14 protein-coding genes are annotated in these 22,312 nt (G+C 46.3%); 5 read left to right on the forward strand and 9 right to left on the reverse strand.

Features of this window, described 5'->3' with window-relative positions; translation table 11 throughout:
* Positions 1-115: 115 nt before the first annotated feature.
* The 6 genes from PATL_RS13235 to betI all read right to left on the reverse strand — a co-directional run bounded on the left by PATL_RS13235 (position 116) and on the right by betI (position 10,210).
* Entirely contained in the window at positions 116-2,449 is a 2,334-nt protein-coding gene (locus PATL_RS13235; protein ID WP_011575362.1) for a CehA/McbA family metallohydrolase, read from the reverse strand.
* A gap of 249 nt (positions 2,450-2,698) precedes the next feature.
* A complete protein-coding gene (locus PATL_RS13240; protein WP_011575363.1) occupies positions 2,699-5,071 on the reverse strand; it encodes a TonB-dependent receptor domain-containing protein in 2,373 nt (790 codons plus the stop codon).
* A 91-nt stretch (positions 5,072-5,162) separates the two neighbouring features.
* Positions 5,163-6,380: a BCCT family transporter gene (locus PATL_RS13245; protein ID WP_011575364.1), complete on the reverse strand. Its 1,218-nt coding sequence runs from the start codon at positions 6,378-6,380 to the stop codon at positions 5,163-5,165.
* A 104-nt stretch (positions 6,381-6,484) separates the two neighbouring features.
* On the reverse strand, positions 6,485-8,155 hold the full coding sequence (gene betA, locus PATL_RS13250; RefSeq protein ID WP_011575365.1) for a choline dehydrogenase: 1,671 nt from the start codon (positions 8,153-8,155) through the stop codon (positions 6,485-6,487).
* Entirely contained in the window at positions 8,155-9,618 is a 1,464-nt protein-coding gene (betB, locus tag PATL_RS13255) for a betaine-aldehyde dehydrogenase (protein ID WP_041714455.1), read from the reverse strand. Before betB ends, betA begins: the two co-directional genes overlap by 1 nt.
* A gap of 1 nt (position 9,619) precedes the next feature.
* Positions 9,620-10,210, reverse strand: coding sequence for a transcriptional regulator BetI (gene betI / locus PATL_RS13260; protein WP_011575367.1), 591 nt, complete (start codon positions 10,208-10,210; stop codon positions 9,620-9,622).
* A gap of 568 nt (positions 10,211-10,778) precedes the next feature.
* Between betI and PATL_RS13265 the strand changes: the two genes are divergently transcribed.
* Together PATL_RS13265 and pta are read left to right on the forward strand one after the other, a co-directional pair.
* Entirely contained in the window at positions 10,779-11,975 is a 1,197-nt protein-coding gene (locus PATL_RS13265; RefSeq protein ID WP_011575368.1) for an acetate kinase, read from the forward strand.
* Between the two features lie 9 nt (positions 11,976-11,984).
* Entirely contained in the window at positions 11,985-14,129 is a 2,145-nt protein-coding gene (pta, locus tag PATL_RS13270; RefSeq protein WP_011575369.1) for a phosphate acetyltransferase, read from the forward strand.
* A gap of 166 nt (positions 14,130-14,295) precedes the next feature.
* On the opposite strand, the gene PATL_RS13275 is transcribed toward pta, so the two are convergent.
* Together PATL_RS13275 and PATL_RS13280 are read right to left on the reverse strand one after the other, a co-directional pair.
* Positions 14,296-15,267 carry an ATP-dependent 6-phosphofructokinase gene (locus PATL_RS13275; RefSeq protein WP_011575370.1) on the reverse strand — a complete coding sequence of 324 codons (972 nt, stop codon included), beginning with the start codon at positions 15,265-15,267 and terminating at the stop codon, positions 14,296-14,298.
* A gap of 39 nt (positions 15,268-15,306) precedes the next feature.
* Positions 15,307-15,990 (reverse strand): histidine phosphatase family protein, encoded by a 684-nt coding sequence (locus tag PATL_RS13280; RefSeq protein WP_011575371.1) that lies wholly within the window; start codon positions 15,988-15,990, stop codon positions 15,307-15,309.
* A 174-nt stretch (positions 15,991-16,164) separates the two neighbouring features.
* Between PATL_RS13280 and PATL_RS22930 the strand changes: the two genes are divergently transcribed.
* The 3 genes from PATL_RS22930 (at position 16,165) to PATL_RS13295 (ending at position 21,163) form a co-directional block, all read left to right on the forward strand.
* The gene (locus tag PATL_RS22930; RefSeq protein ID WP_232283224.1) at positions 16,165-16,359 is read left to right on the forward strand and encodes a hypothetical protein; all 195 of its coding nucleotides are present in this window, start codon (positions 16,165-16,167) and stop codon (positions 16,357-16,359) included.
* Between the two features lie 339 nt (positions 16,360-16,698).
* The gene (gene ppsA, locus PATL_RS13290; RefSeq protein WP_011575372.1) at positions 16,699-19,137 is read left to right on the forward strand and encodes a phosphoenolpyruvate synthase; all 2,439 of its coding nucleotides are present in this window, start codon (positions 16,699-16,701) and stop codon (positions 19,135-19,137) included.
* Positions 19,138-19,486: 349 nt separating this feature from the next.
* The gene (locus PATL_RS13295; RefSeq protein ID WP_049765896.1) at positions 19,487-21,163 is read left to right on the forward strand and encodes a chloride channel protein; all 1,677 of its coding nucleotides are present in this window, start codon (positions 19,487-19,489) and stop codon (positions 21,161-21,163) included.
* Between the two features lie 53 nt (positions 21,164-21,216).
* Here PATL_RS13295 and gap read toward each other — a convergent pair whose 3' ends face one another.
* A complete protein-coding gene (gap, locus tag PATL_RS13300) occupies positions 21,217-22,230 on the reverse strand; it encodes a type I glyceraldehyde-3-phosphate dehydrogenase (RefSeq protein ID WP_011575374.1) in 1,014 nt (337 codons plus the stop codon).
* Positions 22,231-22,312 lie beyond the last annotated feature (82 nt).

Consider the following 22,312-nt stretch of genomic DNA (forward strand, 5'->3'; position numbering starts at 1 on the left):
ACCTAGCGGTGAAGACCACCGCTAGGTTAGGTGAATATACATGAAAGGTCATTTTAAAATAACACCAACGAAAACGGGTAAATGCATACACGTTTTGCTGATTAAAGCCTACTGATTAAAACTGGCTTTTATCTACCTCTTTTAACCAAATCGGGTTCGAATAAGCTTTGTGCCCTTGCATATCTTCGACCACTAAGGCGGCCCAGCCCGATACCTTAGGCAGGTTAAAGGTAATCGACGCACTATCACCACTGAGTGCCTGATGCTTGATTACTCTGCTGCTGTGTTCGCCTGAGTTTTCATTTTGAATTTGGGCAGAACGACTAGACTCGCTCACGCCACCAATCAACTGTATAGACTTAAGGCCGTTGACTGCAACCAGATCCACTGTAAGCAATTGAGGTTGGTCTTTTGCCAGTTTAACCGTGTCACCAAACATCACATTTTGCGGGTAAATGATCGGGCCGAATGACACATAAGAACGTCCATTTTTCATGGCTTGAGCGAACGCATGTGCATCGGGTTTACTGGCCGTGTAAACGAACATGCGATTTAAGCCGCTGGTTTGATTCCATACATCGTGAGTGTCTGATCCTGCGGTATAGTAGTAAGGCAACCCCTGTGACCAAAGCTGATGGGCTTTCTCAATTGTTGGCGCGTTATCGACTCCAGCGTTTAATTCGAACAAATCAAGACTAGGGTTGAAACCACCTGGAGCAGTGTTTTTATTCAAGCTGCTTAGGTAACCATAGGGAATATACGGGTGGTTTGATGCGATTACCGTGGCGCCCATGCGGCGCATATCTTTGATCAGGGTGTGAATATCATCCACCCCTGGGTCGACCGATAACTGTGCCCCGCTATCAATTGGGAATGCATTAAAATGCCCCCACGACGGTGACACCTCAATTGACGGAACAAAAGGCACACCGCGTTTATCTGCCAGCGCTTGTATTTCAGCATTGTTTTTGGTCGAATCATGATCGCTCACAAACAACACATTTAATCCCGCAGCTAATTGCGAGCGCACCAAATACTCAGGGGAAGTAGAGCCTTCGAGCACGTTAGCATGGTGATGTAAGTCCCCTGCGTACCAACCATGCTGTGTCGAGTACGTACTGATGGTAATAGCACTGGTAATATTTGTAGTCTCATTAGCTTTGACGTTGGTGTTCATTAATTCAGGCTTTGCGTTGAAACCACCACCAGCAGAGATATTCAGTTGGTATTCACCGGGGGCCAGTGGAAATGTCGCTTGGCCTTTACTATCAAGTTCAGTGAAAAACGTGCGCGCACCTAAAAACTCAATCAATGGCTGATTGCCTTTTTCAATTTTAATTTTCGCATCAAGGGGCGCGTTGGTGTTGGCATCGGTTACCTGAACACTGACCTTACCGGGGGCGAGAAGATCATTAAACGACAATGTTTGGGTTTGCTTTTCAGTTATTTCAATGTCATGAATTTTGCTCGCAGAATAGCCTTTGCCTGTGGCATAGACTTGGTATTGCCCAACGGGTAAATCAAATTGATACTGGCCATTTTGGCCTAACCCCCACATATAGGGTACATCGTCTTTGGTCACGACAATGGCAGGTTGTGTGAGCAAGTTTCCGCTTTGAGTGCGTACTTCTCCTGAAAGCGTGCCCGCTTTCGCGTTTTTACGGGTAATTTCAGCCCGTACCACTGGGGCTAAATCGCCGCTGGCCAAGACTTGGTAATCACCTGTGAACGTCACAGTTTGGCCTTTTTGCAAACTATGCTGGGTATATAAATCTCTTGATTGGTGTTTGGTTTCGCTCAGGTAAGGAGCGTGTAAGGCAACCGCCCAATCGGCAGCATAGCCCACAAAGCGATCAGCAATAAAATTCGCAGCCTGCTCCTTTTTATCGCTTGATTTATGTTCTGGTACCGCAAACTTGTATCCCCCATCGGGCCATAAGGTAAACCCTGAACGCATGTCTGGGATCGCTTCACCTTGATTGGTCATAGTGGTTTGTACATGAATAATGTCAGAGCCTGAAAGCAAACTATAGGTAGTGCTTATTTCAACCTGCCCAAAATCTCGGGTAATGTTAACGATGGCTTCATCAGAGCTGTCTTTTATCACATCAAGGGTTTGATATGTGTTGGGCCAGCTTGACCAATCATTCGGTATGAAATCCGCAAACGCCACGCGGTCAAGGCTCAGTGCCCCATCGGCTTCAACGTTTGCAATATCAACAATACAACCTCGCGCTACGCCCCAAGGCGGTGCTGATCCCATGGCTAATGAAAATGCGAGTTTATCGTTTTTAATGGTGATATCGCTGTCTGAGGTCGCGTTGCCATGGGGAATAACGGTTTTGCCTTTTATGATACTGACAGTGGCATAGCTTGAAAATGACACGGTAAGGCCTGTCAATAGGATCCCGAGACTGGCAAATAAAGAAGAGCGAGAAAAGAGTTTCATGGTTATCTACCTGTAGCAGAGTTTAACGCTCTGCCTGTTCTGATTAAATTAGGTTTATCACATCTGCGCGAAATAAGAATCTAAACGCGTTTTATGTCAGTTTTTGCAGCGCGCATAATAACAAAATGGCGGTATTCATGAGCAATCGCGCTGACAAACACGATCACGAACGCAAGTACAAGTACAACTACAAGTACAAAAAAGGCCACAAACAGAGAGTCTGAATGTGGCCTCATAGGGTCAGTAATTTTACATTACGAATCTAACGTTGAATGATGCGATGCGCGGTGCACCAATCCAACCCGCATTTGGCGCGATTGAACCTAAGTACTCTTCGTCAAATACGTTGTTTACGGTAAAGCTAAGCTCTACGCTCTCGATGCTGCCACCGATATCGTAAGCTGTTTTACCTACATACAAATCGCTCACTACGTAAGAGTCGACTTCTTGCGTGTTGGCTTGGTCTAAGAAACGCTCACCTACATATTTGGTGCTAAAACCAGCGTAGAAGTCATTCTTGGCGTAATCAAAGCTGATAACCGCCATATCTTCTGGGCTGCCGATAACTGTTTTGCCGCCAATATCTTGATCATCATCAGTGTAAGTCGATTCATTCTTAGTATATGAAACATACACACCGAAGTTCTCGTTAATCTTATAATCGATTGATGCTTCGATACCGTCTGATTCAATACCACCGTCATTTAGGAAGCCACCCGCAGCAGATTCTAAGAAGTCGATACCATTAACGTCTTCGTTGCTGATGAAGGTAATACGGTTTTCAAACTTGATGTTGTAATAGGTCAAGCTTGCGTTAAAACCAGGCGTTGAATAACGTAAACCAAAATCTATGTTATCAGCTGTTTCTGGCTCAACTGTGCTCACATCAGCGTCATCACGCTCTAGTACTGCATCTTTTACTGCGGCAAAGTTCTCAGCATAACCACCGAATACTTCTAGGCCGTCTAGCGGCAATGGCGCAACAAAACCAGCTGAAATAAGCACGTCTGAATCAGATGAGACATCCAAGTCGTTCTCTGGTACAAACTGGTCTTCTTTAGATACATCAACCTTGAATTGCTTTGCTCCTAAACGGAATTTAGCGAAGCCAGCATCAAGTTCGTCTTCAATGTAATACATCAAGGTTTCAACTGGGAATTCACGATCGTACTGCACCCAATAAGGGGTTTCGTCATAGCGAGGGCTCGTGGCAGCATCTATGGTTTTGTGCCAATCACGATACTCATCACGTTGGTAATCTTCATACCAAAATCCACCGCGTAATACGTTGTCCATATCAGAAATACTGGTATTCCAGGTAAAGTCACCGTTTACGCCGTAACGTTTTTTATCATAATGGGTATGACGGTTTGAGCTAACTGGAATAGCGCCTTGCTCGTAACAACCTGGGTCGATTTCTGCACCGCCACCGCCGTAAGGGAAGCCAATTGAGCTTTCACAACCAGCGATTGGCGATAGCGTTTCGCCAGCGCGATTAGTAAAATAAATCAAACCTTGAGATGCGCCGCCATAGGCAGTGGTCGATGAATCTAGCTCAGAATTTGGATTACCTACGCCGTCATCAGTGACATCAGCAATGTAATATGGGATCCATTTTCCTGCGCCTTCATTCTCGTGGTAATAGACGTTAGTACTAAAATCAACTTCCCCTACCGCGAAGTCAGCTTTTAAGTAAGTGAAAAAGTTCTCACGCTCAGTTACCCAACCTTCACGAAACACTTGGTCTTGGTATGGCACGCCAGACCAATCTTCAGTCAAGCCGTCCCATTCAGCGTTTTGCTCGTATTGAGCTAAACCGTAAACTCGTTGATAAGTGTATTCTTCTGCATCGTCGTAACTAACATAAGCGGTAAGATCCACTTCACCAATGGTGCTGATAATTTTACCTTCAGCGTGATCACGTTTGTTGGTGATTGAACCGTCCATGTAGTCATCATTTTGCTGGCTTGATAGTGACATCCACGCGAACGTGTCTTGTGCTATTTCGCCGGTATCGTAACGAACGTAAAATTTTCTCGCGTTATGTTCTGCAAGTGTTGTGCTAACCGTTAATTGCTCATCTAACGCAGGTAGAATGGTGGTGAAATCCATTGTGCCGCCAAGCGCTTCGTTTGAGCGCGAGCTGATATCAGCAGTACCTTGAGATACTTCTACACCACGCAAGTTTTCGGTATCAATATAACGACTGGCTTTGGTACCACCGCCGTAGTTCGAGTTACCATTTGATATGCCATCAACCGTCATACCAATTTGCTGTGATTCAAGGTTCAATTGAAAACCACGAATTGAAATACTAGTAGACCATTCATCAGAGCCAAACGGGTCACCTTCAGTCACTAATACGCCTGGCAAGTTATCGACTAAGGCCAGCACGCTAGTCATGGGTGTTTGCTGCTTTTTCATTTCTTCAGAAGCGGCACTGTTTGCGTACGACACGTTACGTCCCGTTACTACGATAGACTCAAAGTCTTCTTCTTGTTGTTTTTTTGCACTGGCTTGTGTGTCTGCTTCTTGAGCAAAAGCTGGCAATGACGTCATAGACATAGCTGACAGCACAGACAAAGCAATAAGGCTTTGCTTCTTTGGCACATTAGTATTCATAAAAAGTCCTGTTTTGTGTGTTGTGTTTATATTGTGTGAATTGATGGTAAATTCCTTAGTTACTAATTCTTGGTGTTAATATTTCAAACTTTTAATCTACTGAATCTATTTTAGTGAAATCAATCTCGTTATCTTTTGGTGAACTGTCGATGTTTTTGACTGTTTTAGGTTTGCTATAAGCGATGAAAATTGCACAGCTAAAGAACAAACCGATCACCAGCGCTCCAACCCATTGAATTTGCAGAAACTCTAATTTGAACAGTAGGGTCAACAACGACAATGTGATCACGTTTAAGGCGATGTAACCGAGCTTACCCAAACGCTTGACCGTCATATTCAAATTATCGGTATACAAACGGATCAGCGAATCGAGTGAATTGATCACAAACACTATGCCCACAAAAGCCATGGCGAAGTTCTTCAGCCCAGCGGTAGGAATGCCCGCTTCATGGTATTGATATATAACGCTGAACCACACCGCGATAGGAATAGACGGGAAGATCAACATGGCGCCAAGTACTTGATACGTTTTTAAGCCGCCGACAAAACGAGAGGTAAACTGACCAATCATGATGCTCCACGCAAACCACCAGAATAAATAAAATTCGTGGTACTTGTTCAGGGGCAATACAAAGTCTTCTAGGTTGCCAAAATAGCTACCTATCAGCTCTAGGTTACTCACAAATGCGGCAACGTGGCTGTCACTGCCTAAAAAGGCCCCCGCCCACATAAAAGCGATCAGGGCGATAAACAGCCAGGTAGTAGAAATACTCAATATGCGTACATATTTGATGTCAGTACTGGAATACACCGCAAAGCAAATAGCGGCAAATACAATAAAATAGAAGCTCGGGACAATTGATTCGCCATCACCGATGGCCGGTAGGTACCAAGGCAAATTAGATAACAACAAAAACGCAGTAAAGGCACAGGTGCCAATGATCACCACATTGTTAATCAGTTTAACCAGCGGGATCTCGAAAAACTTAACCTTGGGCTCAACCACACAGAAGTAAAAACAAGTAAGAAAGTAAAAGCCCCAAATCAGAAACCCCCAATAACCAAATTCAATGGCCATTGGGTTGGTAAAGGCGTATTCGGGGTTGGCCTTTAGGTTTGCGTAGCCACCAAACTCGGTCAGCGGGAACATGATCAAGCCAACGTCTAGGCCTGAGGTAAATAGAATAGCAATAAAAGTGAAAAGCCTGACCGGCGTAACACCGACACAAACGACATTTCCCCATTTGAGCAAAATAACCACAATGGCCAATAGGGTGAAAATGATCCCAGCGTTAAGCCATAAGGTCATTTGAGCCTCCCCAAAATAAGCGATAAAACTTCATCTTTCTTCCTGTTTTTTGACTCGCGTTACGCAGCAAAAATACCTCCTTTACTGCGTGTCAGGTGGCCAGATTAAATCGTTGCGTTACGTTGCACAGTTTGCCAATTGCTTGAAGTCGCAACCGTTACCTGCGCTTGGCTAAGTGCAGGTTTGCCCAAAATCATGTCTGCGGCTTTTTCTGCCACCATAATGGTGGGGGCATTCAAGTTGCCGTTAGGCACAGTGGGGAAAATGGACGAATCGACCACTCTAAGCCCTTGAATACCGTGCACCTGAGTGCTGGAATTCACCACAGCCATGGCGTCTTCACCCATACGGCAAGAACACGACGGATGGTATGCACTCTCAGTTGCTTGGCGCACGAACGCGTCTATTTCTTCGTCAGTTTGGATGTGCTTACCCGGCTGAATTTCATCATCACGGTAATCATCAAACGCGCTTTGCTCGATAATTTCACGCGTTAAGCGCACGCAGGCGCGAAAGCCTTCAATGTCATCTTGGTGCTGCAAATAATTGAACTGAATTTTTGGTGCTTCAGTCGGATCGGCAGATTTAATCGTGACTGCTCCACGACTTTTCGGTTTGTTATGGCCCACATGCACTTGAAAACCATGCCCATCAAACGCGCTTCGCCCGTCATAACGCATAGCTGCCGGCAAAAAGTGGTATTGAATATCTGGCCACTCTACGCCGGGTTTTGAGCGAATAAACGCACACGACTCAAAGTGATTGGTGGCGCCTAAACCTTTGCGGGTAAATAACCAGCGAGCGCCAATCAAGCCTTTAGAAATAAGGCCAAGTTTGCCGTTTAACGTGATGGGCTGCTTGCACTTATATTGGAAATAAAACTCCAAATGATCTTGCAGGTTTTGCCCTACGCCAGGTAAATGATGTTTCACCTCAACCCCCGCGGCGGTGAGTGTGTCACTGTCACCGATCCCGGAAAGTTGTAACAGGTGAGGAGAGCCAATGGAGCCTGCGCTTAACACCACCTCTTTCGATGCTTTAGCCGACGTTTTGTTGCCGTTAATGCTGTACTCAACTCCAACGGCCTTTTTGCCGTCAAGCAGCACTTTTTCAGCAAGTGCACCTGTGACTATGGTTAAGTTCTTGCGAGACTTAACCGGGTCAAGGTATTCGCGACTTGCAGAACTGCGCACACCGTCTTTTACGGTCATGTGCATGGGGCCAAAACCCTCTTGCTGTGCCGCATTGTAATCATCGGTGGCCGCGTAACCCGCTTGCTTACCAGCCTCGATAAACGCGGTGTAGAGGGGGTTCGCCATTTCATTGCCATTATTGACGCCAAGAGGGCCTTTATCACCACGGTAGGCATCTTTACCTAAGTAAAACGTTTCTGCTTTTTGAAAGTAAGGTAAGCAAGACTGATAATCCCATCCCTGTGCCCCGTGCTCTTGCCACTCATCAAAGTCTTTGGCATGGCCTCGTACGTATACCATGCCGTTGATAGACGACGAGCCACCTAACACCTTACCCCTAGGGCAATGCATTTTTCGATTGTCTAAATAAGGTTCAGCTTCGGTGTGAAACTGCCAAGCGAGTTTTTCAGTGTTCATCGGAATGGACAGCGCAGTGGGCATCTTGATAAAGATGTTTTTATCGCTGCCGCCGGTTTCCAATAACAACACTTGATTGTTGGCATCTTCAGATAAGCGATTGGCCAATACACACCCTGCAGAGCCCGCGCCCACTATTATGTAGTCGTAAGTTTGCTCAGCCATTAAAATGGGCTCTCTATGTCGGTCATACCCACATAAACAGATTTAGTTTGGGTGTAATGATCGAGTGTTTCGATGCCGTTCTCACGGCCGATCCCCGATTGCTTATAACCACCCACTGGCATTTCTGCCGGGGAATTACCGTAGCTGTTGATCCAGCAAATGCCCGCTTGTAATTTGTGAATAACGCGGTGAGCGCGCTTGATGTCTTTAGTGAATACCCCCGCGGCCAAACCTAAGTGCGTATCGTTCGCACGGCGTATCACATCAGCTTCATCATCAAACACCAACACACTCATCACTGGGCCAAATATTTCTTCTTTGACTATGGTCATATCGTCGGTGCAATCGGTGAACACCGTCGGTGCCACAAAATAACCGTTCGGTGCTGATGCAGGGCTAAGCGTTGTTCCGCCCGTTAATACGGTCGCGCCCTCTTCAATGCCCTTGTTGATATAGCTCATGACTAAGTCTTGGTGATTTTTAGAAATCAACGCGCCCAAATTAACGTTTGGATCAAGCGGGTCACCAGCAATAATGTTCTGCTCAGTGCGGGTTTTAAGCTCGTCTATAAATGCCTGATACACAGACTTGTGGACATAAACCCGGGTACAATTGGTACACACTTCACCTTGGGTGTAGAAGTTACCAAGCATTGCGGCGCTCACCGCTTGTGACACATCGGCATCTTCAAACACGAGTAACGGGGATTTACCGCCTAATTCCATGGTCACATCTTTTAGTGAGCCAGCTGCACTGGCAACGACTTTTTTGCCTGTGCCTACTTCACCGGTGAAAGACACCTTCTCGATGTCTGGGCTTTGGGTCAGCCATTGGCCTACTTCTGCAGCGCCTTGCACCACATTGAACACACCGGCTGGTAGACCCGCTTCGAAGAAAATCTCTGCTAATTTAATCGCGCCTAATGGGGTTTCCTCAGACGGTTTGAAAATAAGTGCATTACCCGCAGCAAGCGCTGGGCCCGACTTCCAACAGGCGATCTGCAGTGGGTAGTTCCATGCGCCTATGCCAGCACAAATGCCAAGTGGCTCTTTGCGGGTGTAATAAAAATCATCACCTATCGATTGTTGCTGACCAACTTGAGCTGGGGCTAACCCAGCAAAGTATTCGATAACATCAGCACCCGTTTGTACGTCCACGCACTCGGCCTCTTGCCACGGTTTGCCGGTATCTAGCACTTCAATTTTTGCTAAGGCGTCATTACGCTCACGCAGTAATGACACAGCTTTCAATAAAATCCGACTACGTTCAATGGGCGTCATAGCTGACCAAAGTGCAAAGCCTTCTTTAGCACTGTTGATTGCCGCCTGTTGAACGGAATCATCTGCTACTTCAACGCGATAAATCACGTCGTCAGTTGCTGGGTTTTTAACAGCAAATGTTTCGCCAGATTGGTTAGCGAGGAATTGGCCATGAATGAAATTTTGGTAAACAGGTGTTGTCACGTTAGGATCCATATTGTTTGATAAGCGAGCGCACGTAGCCTTTTGCCAGTCGCTCACAGTGTTCAAATTCATCTTTGTCAGACTTGCTTAGTACCGCTCTTAACCACAAGCCGTCTATCATTGCCGCGCTTAATTCAGCGGCAGCTCTTGCGTCTTCAGCGTTCATTAACTGTTTAAATGAACACGCTAAATTACTGCACAGTCTTTTGCTGTTTACGTTCTGCAAGCGATGCAACTCAATGTCGTGCATGGATTGCGCCCAAAAGCTCAACCAAGTCTTGGTTGCATTACTTTGTTGTTGAAGCCGTGAAAAGTTAGCTTCAACGATTAACATCAGCCTTTGCTCTGAGGTGGTATCTGCCTTCAGCCCACCTAATAACGTTTGTTTTAAGTTAGATAACAAATAACGCACGGTCGCTTCGATAAGGCCTTGCTTCCCACCAAAATAGTGGCTAATGATGCCCGACGATAAACCTGCCTTTTTACTGATGCTATTGATGGTAGTCGCACGTAAACCAAGCTCAGCCACCGACTCTATCGTGGCGTCAATTAGTTGTTGTCGACGTACAGGCTGCATTCCAACTTTAGGCATAGTGTGCAAAGACTTTTGTTAATTGAACGTTCAATAAAAATAAATTTTAGGGTAATAGGTTTGATAATTCAACGTTGACAAACTGTAAACTGGCCAGATAAATGCGTAGAGCTAAATCTAATTCGTTGGCACACCGCGTAATTAAAGAGCAAACAAAAAGAATAAAAATAATCACATTTTTTTAATTAAAATCTTTAAAAGGGCTTTAAAACGAGCATATTGCGTAAATGTAATCCCATAAACGCGTTTATTAGGGTCGTCATAAAACTGTCATATTTAGTAGAACACTAACGATTTAACGAGTGAAAACACCCCATCGAAGTAAGCATGGCGATACCGAAAATGCCGACCGCTAACTGCGCCTTGTTTCTACGTCATTGCACGGTTATTAAGCGACAGTCTTACGCGAGTATTGCGCACGCACTAGCAATGCTTCGTGCTATCTGCTTGTTGTCTATTGCCTCCCAACAAACACCGCGTGATTGAGCCAAGCTAGCCATATCCAAAACGCCCTAGGCGCGCTACTATTGACGTCTTAGCATTCATCCACGAAGGATAAAAAACGTTTATGAATCAACACGTACTTGTGCTCAATTGCGGTAGTTCTTCGATTAAATTCGCCATTATCGATGCCGAAACAGGCGCTGCTCCTTTGCAAGGAATTGCTGAAAACCTCGGGGCACATAACGCCCAATTGCGCTATAGCTCCGATGAGCACAAAACCACCGTCGCACTCACTGACAATGCCAATCACAAACAGGCCCTGGCCAGTATCGGCCAAGTGTTAACGCAATATGACGCCTTACAATCAAGCATTATTGCGATTGGACATCGCGTGGTGCACGGGGGGGAACGTTTTGAGCAATCGTGTTTAATCGATTCATCAGTCAAAGAAGGCATTCGCGATTTAGCGAAAATGGCGCCACTGCATAACCTGGCGCATGTGGCGGGTATTGAAAGTGCCCAAGACGCGTTTCCAGATTTGCCCCAAGTCGCGGTTTTTGATACTGCGTATTTTCAAACACTTCCCAAGCACGCCTATCTATACGCCCTGCCCTATAGCCTTTACGAGCAGCATGGTATTCGTAAATACGGCTTTCATGGCTCCAGCCATCATTTTGTGTCACATGAAGCCGCTAGATTACTGAATAAAGATATTGCCCAATGTAACCTGATCACTGCCCATTTGGGCAACGGCTGCAGTATTACAGCGATAAAACAAGGTAAGGCGATAGATACCAGCATGGGGTTCACCCCACTTGAAGGCCTAGTCATGGGGACTCGATGTGGTGACATTGATCCCAGCGTGGCGACCTATCTAATTGAGTCATTAGATTACAGCGCCGCTCAGGTCAGTGCGCTAATGAATAAGCAATCGGGCCTTCAAGGCATTTCACAGTTGAGCAATGACTGTCGAGCATTAGAGGAGCAACAAGCATTAGGCAACAAGAACGCCAAACTTGCCCTCGATATGTTTGTGCATCGCTTAGTAAAATATATCGGCTCATATTTGGCGCTTGTTGGCCCCTTAGATGCCTTAGTGTTCACTGGCGGCATCGGTGAAAACTCCAGTTATATTCGCCAGCAAACCATAGCGCAACTTGCCCATATGGGCTTTAGCTTAGATGAAACGTTAAACACTGAAACACGCTTTGGCCACTCAGGACGCATTAGCAACGCAACCTCTAAGCCTGTTTTTGCCATCGCCACCAACGAAGAGTGGGTTATTGCTAAAGACACCATTCATTGCGCCTTTAACGCCTAAGGAGACACCATGGCACGTAGAATAATGTTAATACCTGTTGGTAGCAGCGCCGGACTCACCAGCGTTTCACTGGGTATGGTTAGAGCCATGCAGCAGCAAGGGTTAAAAGTGAATTTTTTCAAACCGATGGGCCAACCGCGCCATGGCGATGATGAACCAGAGAAGTCGACAACGATTATCACTCAGCTAGGCCCAACAAAACCCGCAACCCCCTTAACCTCGGCGTATGTTGAGGACATGATCAGCAATGACAAGATGGACGTGTTATTAGAAGAAATTATCGCCTTATATGAAACACACTATGCAGACGAAGACATTGGTATTATCGAGGGATTAGTGTCTACCCCAAGTCATCCTTATGCAGTGCGCCTAAACCGCGAAATTTGTAACGCACTTGACGCCAAAATTGTGTTGGTGAGTTCCCCTAGCAACCTCACAATGAACCAACTCAATGATAAATTAGAGATAGTGGCAGATAACTACGGTGGTCACAGAAGTAAAAAAGTGCTCGGGTGTATCTTCAATAAAATCAATGCTCCATTGGATGTTCGTGGCCATTTAAGCACTGAACTACTGGAAAATCATGACGAGAGCAAAACCGCCGAGATAATCAAACGACTTGAAAATCTGCCCATTTTTAACAAAACGTTTGCCCTTCTTGGGTGCATAAGTTGGAGCTTCGATTTAATTGCACCTCGGGTGGATGATTTAAGAAAACACCTGAATGCAAAGTTACTCAACGAAGGCGATTATAAACACCGCAGATTACGCAGCGTGAACCTATGTGCCCGTGAGATCCACAATATGGTGTGGGTATTAAAACCCGGCGCATTGCTTGTTATTTCAGGCGATAGAAACGACATGTTTGTGATGGCCTGCCTAGCGGCTCAAAACGGCACCAAAATCGGGGCTATTTTGCTAACCGGTGGGTATGAACCTGACCCAAGAGTAATGGCATTGTGCTCCCAAGCCATGGAAACCGGCTTACCTGTGATGCTGGTAGATGACAACACATGGCAAACATCACTAAATTTACACTTTTACAACTTAGAAGTGCCGGTTGACGATGAGCAACGCATCAACCGTGTGATGGATCACGCCGCCAGTTGTATTGATCCCCATTGGATAAACTCACTAAGCGCTGGCGCGTCAAAAGCCCTACGGTTATCGCCCCCTGCATTTCGTTTTAAACTCACCCAGCTAGCCAAAGCCGCTAACAAAACCATAGTGCTCCCTGAAGGTGATGAGCCACGTACCATAAAAGCCGCGGCAATTTGTGCCGAGCGCGGCATTGCTAATTGCGTATTGTTGGGCTACAAAGTAGAAATCTTAAGAGTGGCCGAGCAGCAAGGCGTTGTGCTGCCAGATTCAGTCACCATACAACAACCACAGGACATACAGGCGCATTACATCGCCCCGCTGGTTGAGCTGCGCAAGCACAAAGGGTTAACCGACGTGGTAGCGCAAGAGCAACTGCTCGATAACGTCGTACTTGGTACCATGATGTTAAAGCAAGGTGATGTTGATGGCTTAGTGTCTGGCGCGGTGCATACCACAGCCAATACCATACGCCCTGCCCTGCAGTTAATTAAAACCGCACCCGGGGCGTCTTTGGTGTCGTCCATCTTCTTTATGCTGCTGCCGGAACAAGTACTGGTATACGGTGACTGTGCAATTAATCCAGACCCGACTGCCGAGCAACTAGCGGATATTGCCATACAATCTGCTGACTCAGCCGCTGCGTTTGGTATTGAGCCCAAAGTCGCCATGATCAGTTACAGCACGGGCACATCAGGCACTGGGGTTGATGTAGACAAGGTTAAAAAAGCCACGGAACTGGCACAACAAAAAAGACCTGACTTGTTGATTGACGGCCCGTTGCAATACGATGCCGCTGTGATGGAAAGTGTTGCCAGTAAAAAAGCACCGAATTCAAAAGTAGCCGGCCAAGCCACCGTATTTGTGTTCCCGGATCTCAATACAGGCAATACAACCTACAAGGCTGTACAGCGCAGTGCTAACTTAGTCAGCATTGGCCCTATGCTGCAAGGTATGGGTAAGCCAGTGAACGACTTGAGCCGCGGGGCGCTGGTAGACGATATCGTATATACGATAGCGCTAACAGCGATTCAAGCGACGCAACTAAATAGCTAAGGTGTAACTCCTAAATGTTTGAATGCCCGTTCTATCGAGCAATAAATACGGTCAATGGTAAATACCACAAGGTATGAACATTGTCCGGGTCTCGACTGACCGGGTCTCGAACGACCGGATCACTGATGGCACGTCGCTATTTAGTGCAAATTATTGACCACACACTTTAACGGCAAAACAAATCCACTAGACGTTGTTGCTCCGAATCGATGGTGTGTTGCTTGGCTATTTCAGAAAATGGCGTCAGTACAGGCTGATTATTGCAAATACCCGCCATCTGGTTGCTTTCCCCTTGGATAAGGGCATTTACTGCCACCACGCCTAGCCTTATGCCTAACATTCTGTCTGCTGCTGTAGGGTTGCCTCCTCTTTGAATGTGGCCCAGTTTGCACACACGTAAGTCTATTGAGTCGTTCACTTGACGTATCTGCTGTGACACTCGGTCGATGCTCAACTCGTTGCCTTCTGACAACACCACAATAAACGCATCTTCACTTTCGTAACCCTGAATTTTATCTAGCAGGTACGTCATATCCTGCGGGCTTTCTGGGATTAGGATCGAGTCAGCCCCTGATGTTAAGCCTGAAAACACCCCTATATAGCCGGAATCTCTGCCCATGACTTCAATAACAAACATTCTGTTATGAGACTCTGCGGTGTCCCGTATATTATCAATACAGTTCATCGCCGTATTGACCGCAGAATCGAACCCCAAGGTAAAGTCAGTGCCTACCGTGTCATTATCTATGGTGCCTGGGATACCAATACATGGAATGTCACTTATCTGTGACAACAGCGAAATGCCACGAAAAGTGCCATCTCCGCCAATCGCGATGAGCCCGTCGATTTTATTATCGTGGATATTCTGTAACGCCACTTCTCGCCCTTCAGCCGTTCTAAAGCGCTCGCTTCGCGCAGTTTTAAGCACGGTACCGCCCAGATGCATCGTTTTTTGTAACTGCTTAGTCTTCAGCTCCACGAAATCGTTATCAATCAGCCCTTCAAACCCTTTGCGTATCCCGCTGACTTTAATGCCATTGGCGCTAGCCGCTTTTACCACTGCATACAAAGCGGCATTCATACCAGGGGCATCGCCGCCTGAGGTAAATAAGCCAATATGCTTAATATCTTTTGTCATAAATCGTCATCCAAATCGTTGAAAAAATCTCTACTGGTATTACTCAAGCACCTGCTTACTGAGTATGTCCATTGCTGTATTGCACTGATAAATATGAGGGCTAGCAGTTTTTAATTCATATGCAGCAATCTGCGCGGCGGTCATTTTTTCAATGTGCATAATAATGGCGCGCAACGAATTACCGTGAGCACAAACCAACACATTCTTGCCTTGCTGTAGAGCCGGAACAATATGCGATTGAAAGTAAGCGATCGCGCGAGTGGCGGTCATCGCGAGACTTTCGCCATTGGGCGGTGCGACATTATAACTTCGCCGCCAAGTATGAACCTGTTCATCACCGAACAACTGCCGCGCCTTGTCTTTGTTCAGCCCCTGTAGGTCGCCGTAATAGCGCTCATTCAGTTGCTGTGAAACGTAAATTCTCAGCTCAAGTTCCTCAGCGGGAGACGCTTCAAAATGCTCATACCACTGACTACCAGTATCATGAATACGCACGTATTGGTGACATTGGCGATTATGCCGAAGTATCTCATATAGAGTGTCTTGCGCCCGCAATAGCTCAGAGGTGAATGCTAGATCAAAGCGCTGCTGGGATAACATTTGTGCGGCTCGCTGCGCTTCTTTTACCCCTGACTGGCTAAGCGAAACATCCACCCATCCGGTGAACCGATTTTGCTGATTCCAAATGGATTGCCCATGGCGTATCAAGGTTAATAACGACATTTTCGCGGCCTTTCATCAATGTACCTATCATTGATTATGCCGCGCTACTCCCTTAAAAATAATCAGGGTTTATACCTATATTCGCCAATTTTGCTTGCAGCCCCACATTCAACGCTCTGTTGTGCAACAGGCACTTTTTGTGGTGCAGACGGCCCTTGCGATAAAGACGACTCTATGCCCATTTTTCTCCAAGGCAGCTATTTTGGTGGGCTATTTTTTCGCGAGCTGTTCTTTCGCGGCGAATACTGTGACGTGTGGGCTGTCGGTGTGCCCGTCAAACTGACGGCTTTCAGTTACGAGTTACATGTTGCACTACGTATAAGCCACGCGTTTGTAGGTGGAATTACGCATAAAAATAGCCTTAAGTAAGGCGTAAAATATCGGTGATTTAAGGTGCCTCCACTGACATTTTGTTGAGTTAATTCGTGCCTCTGAAAAACACAAAATATAGCCTTTACAAAATGGACGTCGCTCGCCCGAGTCAACTAACACTTTGATCCCAACACGCATATCAACCCAGCCACGGCTATCGGTATTGATCGGGTGTGGAACAGATCTAATTACGCAGTAAATTGAGTTGCAAAACATAAACGTGAGATGAGTCAGCAGTACATTATTTCGTAAAGTTTCATGAAATGCATCGGCTCAGCTAACGCAGTTCAACTCGACTTGCTGCTACATTCTACTCTTCAGCAAAAGGTAAGTTTTATGACAGATTCAACACGTTATGTTCGCTGGTTTAAAGAGCTCGGTATTGCTGATGTGGCTCTTGTTGGCGGCAAAAACGCCTCTCTAGGGGAAATGTACCAAAACCTGACAGCAAAAGGTGTGCGCGTACCGAACGGGTTTGCCGTTACCGCTGAGGCTTACAATTATGTGCTTGAATCTAATAACGCATGGCCCAAATTACATGCCGCGCTCGATGGACTCAATCCAGATAACATCAAAGACTTACAAGCCGGCGGAAAGAAAGCCCGTGAGATAGTGATGAACTGCGTGCTGCCAGATGATCTCAAAGCAGCCATTCTAAGCGGGTACGCTGAACTCAAACAAGAATACGGTAACGACATTTCACTGGCTGTGCGCTCATCTGCGACCGCTGAGGACTCTCCAGAAGCCTCCTTCGCTGGTCAAAACGACAGTTACCTGAACATAAGCAATGACGAAGCTTTACTGGATGCTTATCAACGTTGCTTAGCATCAAATTTCACTGACCGCTCTATTCACTACAAACACGATAATAATTTTGATGTGTACACCGTGTTTTTATCTGTGGTCGTGATGAAAATGGTACGCAGTGATATCGGTGCCAGTGGCGTGATGTTTTCATTAGACACTGAAACATCTTTCAAAGATGTGGTTTTTATTAACGGTGCCCTTGGCTTAGGCGAGAACATTGTGCAAGGCACAATTGAACCCGATAGTTTCTATGTACACAAGCCCACTTTTAATCTTGGGCATCGCACTGTACTCAAGCGCCGCTTAGGTAAAAAAGAATTAAAGATGATATTCACCGACAGTCTCAATACTGACAATATCGCGGTGGAATATACCAACAATATTGAAACCAGCGACGACGAACGAAAACACTACTGTATTTCAGACGCAGACGTCATGGTATTAGCTGACTACGCGATTAAGATTGAAAACCATTACTCAGGCGACGCAGGTCATTACAAACCGATGGATATGGAGTGGGCGAAAGACGGCATCGACGGTGAGCTCTATATTGTTCAGGCGCGTCCTGAAACCGTTTCATCGCAGAAAAACGGTGCGCTGCTAGAGATTTATCATCTAAAAGAAACCGCGAATGTTGTTGCACGCGGACAAGCCGTAGGCACACGCATTGGCGCGGGTAAAGTTCGAGTTATCAATGACGTAGCCTTACTGAGTGACTTTCAACCCGGTGAGGTATTGGTCGCCGATACCACCACCCCTGATTGGGAGCCGGTGATGAAAATAGCATCCGCAATTGTAACAAACCGAGGCGGTCGTACTTGTCACGCCGCCATTGTTGCGCGCGAGTTGGGCATTCCCGCCATTGTCGGTACCAATAACGCCACTGAACTTCTCACCGATGAACGCCCTGTGACGGTTAGCTGCGCCGAAGGAGAATTTGGCAATATCTATGAAGGTATTTTGAACTTCGACATCGAAAAAACAGACCTTAGCCAATTGGCGCACCCTAACACTGAAATCATGATGAATTTGGGCAACCCTGACCGAGCATTTAGTCTCGCCTCTTTACCGGTCGACGGCATAGGGTTAGCGCGCATGGAGTTTATCATTAACGAATACATCAAAGTGCATCCTATGGCGCTGCAACATCCCGACCAAACCGATGACGACACCCGCCAAAAAATAAATGAATTGTGCGCAGCTTATGGAAGCCCCCAAGATTTCTTTGTAAAAGCCTTGTCTGAAGGTGTTGCCTCAATTGCAGCAGCGGTGTATCCCAAACCCTGCGTTGTTCGTATGAGTGATTTTAAAAGCAACGAATACTCAACATTATTAGGGGGCACGTTTTTCGAGCCTGAAGAAGACAACCCAATGATTGGTTTTCGCGGCGCGTCTCGCTATACCCACCCTGCTTACGCCGATGGTTTCGCGTTAGAGTGTCAGGCCATGAAGCGAGTAAGAGATGAAATGGGCATGACCAACGTTAAACTAATGATCCCCTTTTGTCGTCGTGTGCAAGAAGGCGAAAAGGTAATAAAAGCGATGGCTGAAAATGGCCTGACGCGTGGTGAAAATGACTTACAGGTGTATGTGATGTGCGAAATCCCCAACAACGTCATTCAAATCGATGCGTTCGCGCAACTGTTCGATGGTTTTTCAATTGGATCGAACGACTTAACCCAGTTAACGCTAGGTGTGGATCGTGATTCGCAAATCGTTGCTTTTGATTTCGACGAGCGCGATCCTGGCGTAAAAGAAATGCTTCGTTTATCAATAGAAGGCGCCAAACGTAACGGCCGCCATTCAGGTATTTGTGGGCAAGCTCCGTCTGACTACCCTGAAATAGCCGAATATCTCGTGGAACTAGGCATTGACGCCATGAGCCTAAATCCAGATACGGTATTGGCCACCACAAGGCGCGTTTTAGACGTTGAAAAGCGCTTAATACAACCGGCTAAATCAGCATGAAAGTAGACTACGACATAACGTAAAGAGCAAGGAAGAAAATGTGCGCAGTAGTCAAACAAGACTACTGCCACTTCACGTTAGTGTTATTCATTATTGATCATTCAATAGACGTGAAACCCAAGAAATGACCTTCGAATCCCACCACATGATAAATACCAACACATCGACGCCATTTTAATCAACTTTGAATAGAAAATTGATTGCTATCAAGCCGATTAATGTCAGTTAATCAATAATCACATTTGATAATCAGATGAAGATAATGCGTGTTTAATTCATCGGAATATATCGTAAATAGCATGCAGCGTATGCAACCCAAATCAGCTTATGAATATTCGAGAATTCGGCCATGTTTGAAAAATACAATTGGCGCACCAGACGTGAAATTTATATGGGAATATGGAGCTTTGGTCTTGGTGTTGTTGGTGCCATTGGGGCGCTTGGGTTTATTTGGTTACTGCAAGTGTGCAGCGAATTTTTTATCGTGGGCATAGGTGAGTTTGATGAAACTCAACCCCTGACCTTTCCGTTTTTAATGCCGTTGTACTGGGTACCTGTGGTGACCACTTTAGGTGGGTTAATATCCGGGGTTATCGTTTATCGACTTGCACCTGAAGCGGAGGGACATGGTACCGATGCCTATATCGAAGCCTTCCATCAACATGATGGCGCCATACGCAGCAGAGTCCCTTGGGTAAAAGCGTTAGCGAGCGCAATCACTATTGGCTCAGGAGGCTCTGCTGGACGTGAAGGCCCCACAGCGCAGATTTGTGCGGGGATCGCCGCCATCCTTGCAGATCGTTTTGGACTAGCAAATGCAGAGCGTCGCTTATTAACAGTGGTTGCCACAGCTGCCGGACTTTCAGCGATATTCAAAAGCCCACTTGGGTCAGCTCTATTCGCGGTTAAGGTTCTTTATTCTGGGTTTTCAATGGAGACCCGTGCTTTATATTTTGCCATACTCGCTTCAGCCACGGCGTACACCATTATGGGGTTTGTTGTCGGTTGGTCACCTATTTTTAATATCCAGGCGGCCTTATCACTGACACATCCGATGGAGCTAAGCTGGTATGTTGGCTTAGGAATAGCCAGCGGCATTGTCGCAAGTATTATTCCAACGATATTTTATACAATTCGCGACCTTTTTCGCCTAATCAATATACCTCATTTTATTAAACCTGCGATTGGCGGGTTACTGCTTGGCTTAATTGCCATGTGGATACCGCAAATTCTCGGCGGTGGATATCAGTGGATTGAACTGGCAATCAATCATCAACTGTCACTCACCGTGTTACTTGTTCTACTTTTACTAAAACCCCTAGCGATGGCCTTAACCATAGGCTCCGGAGGATCGGGAGGTATATTTGCACCCACGTTATTCATTGGCGCTATGTTGGGTGCAGTATTTGCTGAATTAGCCGGTGCGGTAGACTCTTTATCCCCGAGCTACGCAAGTTGTGTGATTATCGGTATGTTAGCGCTGTTCGGTGCTGCTGCGCGCACGCCACTGGCGAGTTTAGTTATGATTATGGAAATGACGGGGGAATATGGTCTGGTCGCGCCAGCAGCCGTGACAGTGGTAATAAGTGCATTGGTGCAGCGAACCTTAACAGGTTCACTTAAGTACCCCACACTGTACGAATCCCAAGTGGCATTGTCTATTGACAGTCCGACGATCCGCAGAGAATACATCGGCCAAATGGTCGCATTAGCGGATCCTAAGGGGCTGAATCTGCCACCTACGCTTTTGGTCGACGAATCCATTCGTCATCTCAGTAACGGTCAAACTATCTCATTTCCTGACGGACGAGTGATGCGTGCCTACAGTATAACTAACACCGCCAGCAAAGACGGTTTACTTGCCTTGGCGCAACAAAATCACGTTTTGTTACTCAGTATTATTCGCAATGGCGTCAGCATGATCCCGGGAGATGGTGTCAGTCCAGCAGAAGGCGACCTTGTTATTGTGGTCGGCTTGCAAGCAAGTCTACCTGCGTCATTAACCTCAGACGAAGAAGCTGTGTAATATATATGTGACGCGGGATTACTCCCGCATCACATGTTACGCTTGTGTGGATATCAAGATGCCTTGGCTAAGGCGAGAGCGGTATCTAACATCCGGTTAGAAAATCCCCATTCGTTATCATACCAAGCACACACCTTAACCAGTTTTCCGTCTATCACATTGGTTAAGCTCGCATCAAAAATGGAAGACGCTGAATTATGGTTGAAATCAGTAGATACCAGTAATTCATCACAATATTCAAGTACCCCTTTTAGCGCCCCATTACTTGCCGTGCGCATAATAGAGTGGATTTCGTCAATAGTGGTAGCACGACTGGCGATAAACGTTAAATCCACCATGGATACATTAATGACAGGAACGCGAACCGCGAAGCCTTTGAGTTTGCCATCTAATGCGGGTAGCACAAGGCCCACTGCCGTAGCAGCTCCGGTTTTAGTGGGGATCATCGACATCGTTGCAGAGCGCGCCCGACGAATATCCTTGTGATATACATCGGTGAGCACTTGATCATTTGTGTAGGCGTGGATGGTGGTCATCGTGCCGCTTTCTATGCCAATCGCCTCGTGCAGTGGCTTTACTAATGGTGCTAAGCAATTGGTGGTGCATGATGCGTTCGATACGATTGTATGCTCAGCCAACAGCGTGTCGTCGTTAACGCCAAATACGATTGTTGCATCAATGCTGTCTCTTGCCGGAGCGGCCAATAGCACTTTCTTTGCACCCGCATCAATGTGCATTTGTGCCGTTTCTCTGGTGCGAAATAAGCCAGTGCATTCTAAAACGATGTCTACATTCAACTCGCTCCAGGGTAATTTCGATGGATCTCGCTCTTTAAACACTCGCACCTCGTCATTGCCGATAATGATGTTATCACCATCAACACGTACCTCTGTTTGGAAGGTTCCGTGCGCTGTATCATGTTTTAGCAATAGCGCATTGGTGCTTGCATCACCTAGGTCGTTTATCGCTACGATGCGCAGTTCATCTGCTCGTTCAGATTCATAAAGAGCTCGCGTGACCATGCGCCCTATACGTCCGAAACCATTTATCGCAATATTGATAGCCATTTATATCCCCTTAATAGAATTCAATTCATGAAACACCCATCTGTGAGAATTAAAAAAATTCCCAGCGTTATTGATGCATCAC

It is taken from the genome of Paraglaciecola sp. T6c, from assembly GCF_000014225.1.
Taxonomy (GTDB): domain Bacteria; phylum Pseudomonadota; class Gammaproteobacteria; order Enterobacterales; family Alteromonadaceae; genus Paraglaciecola; species Paraglaciecola atlantica_A.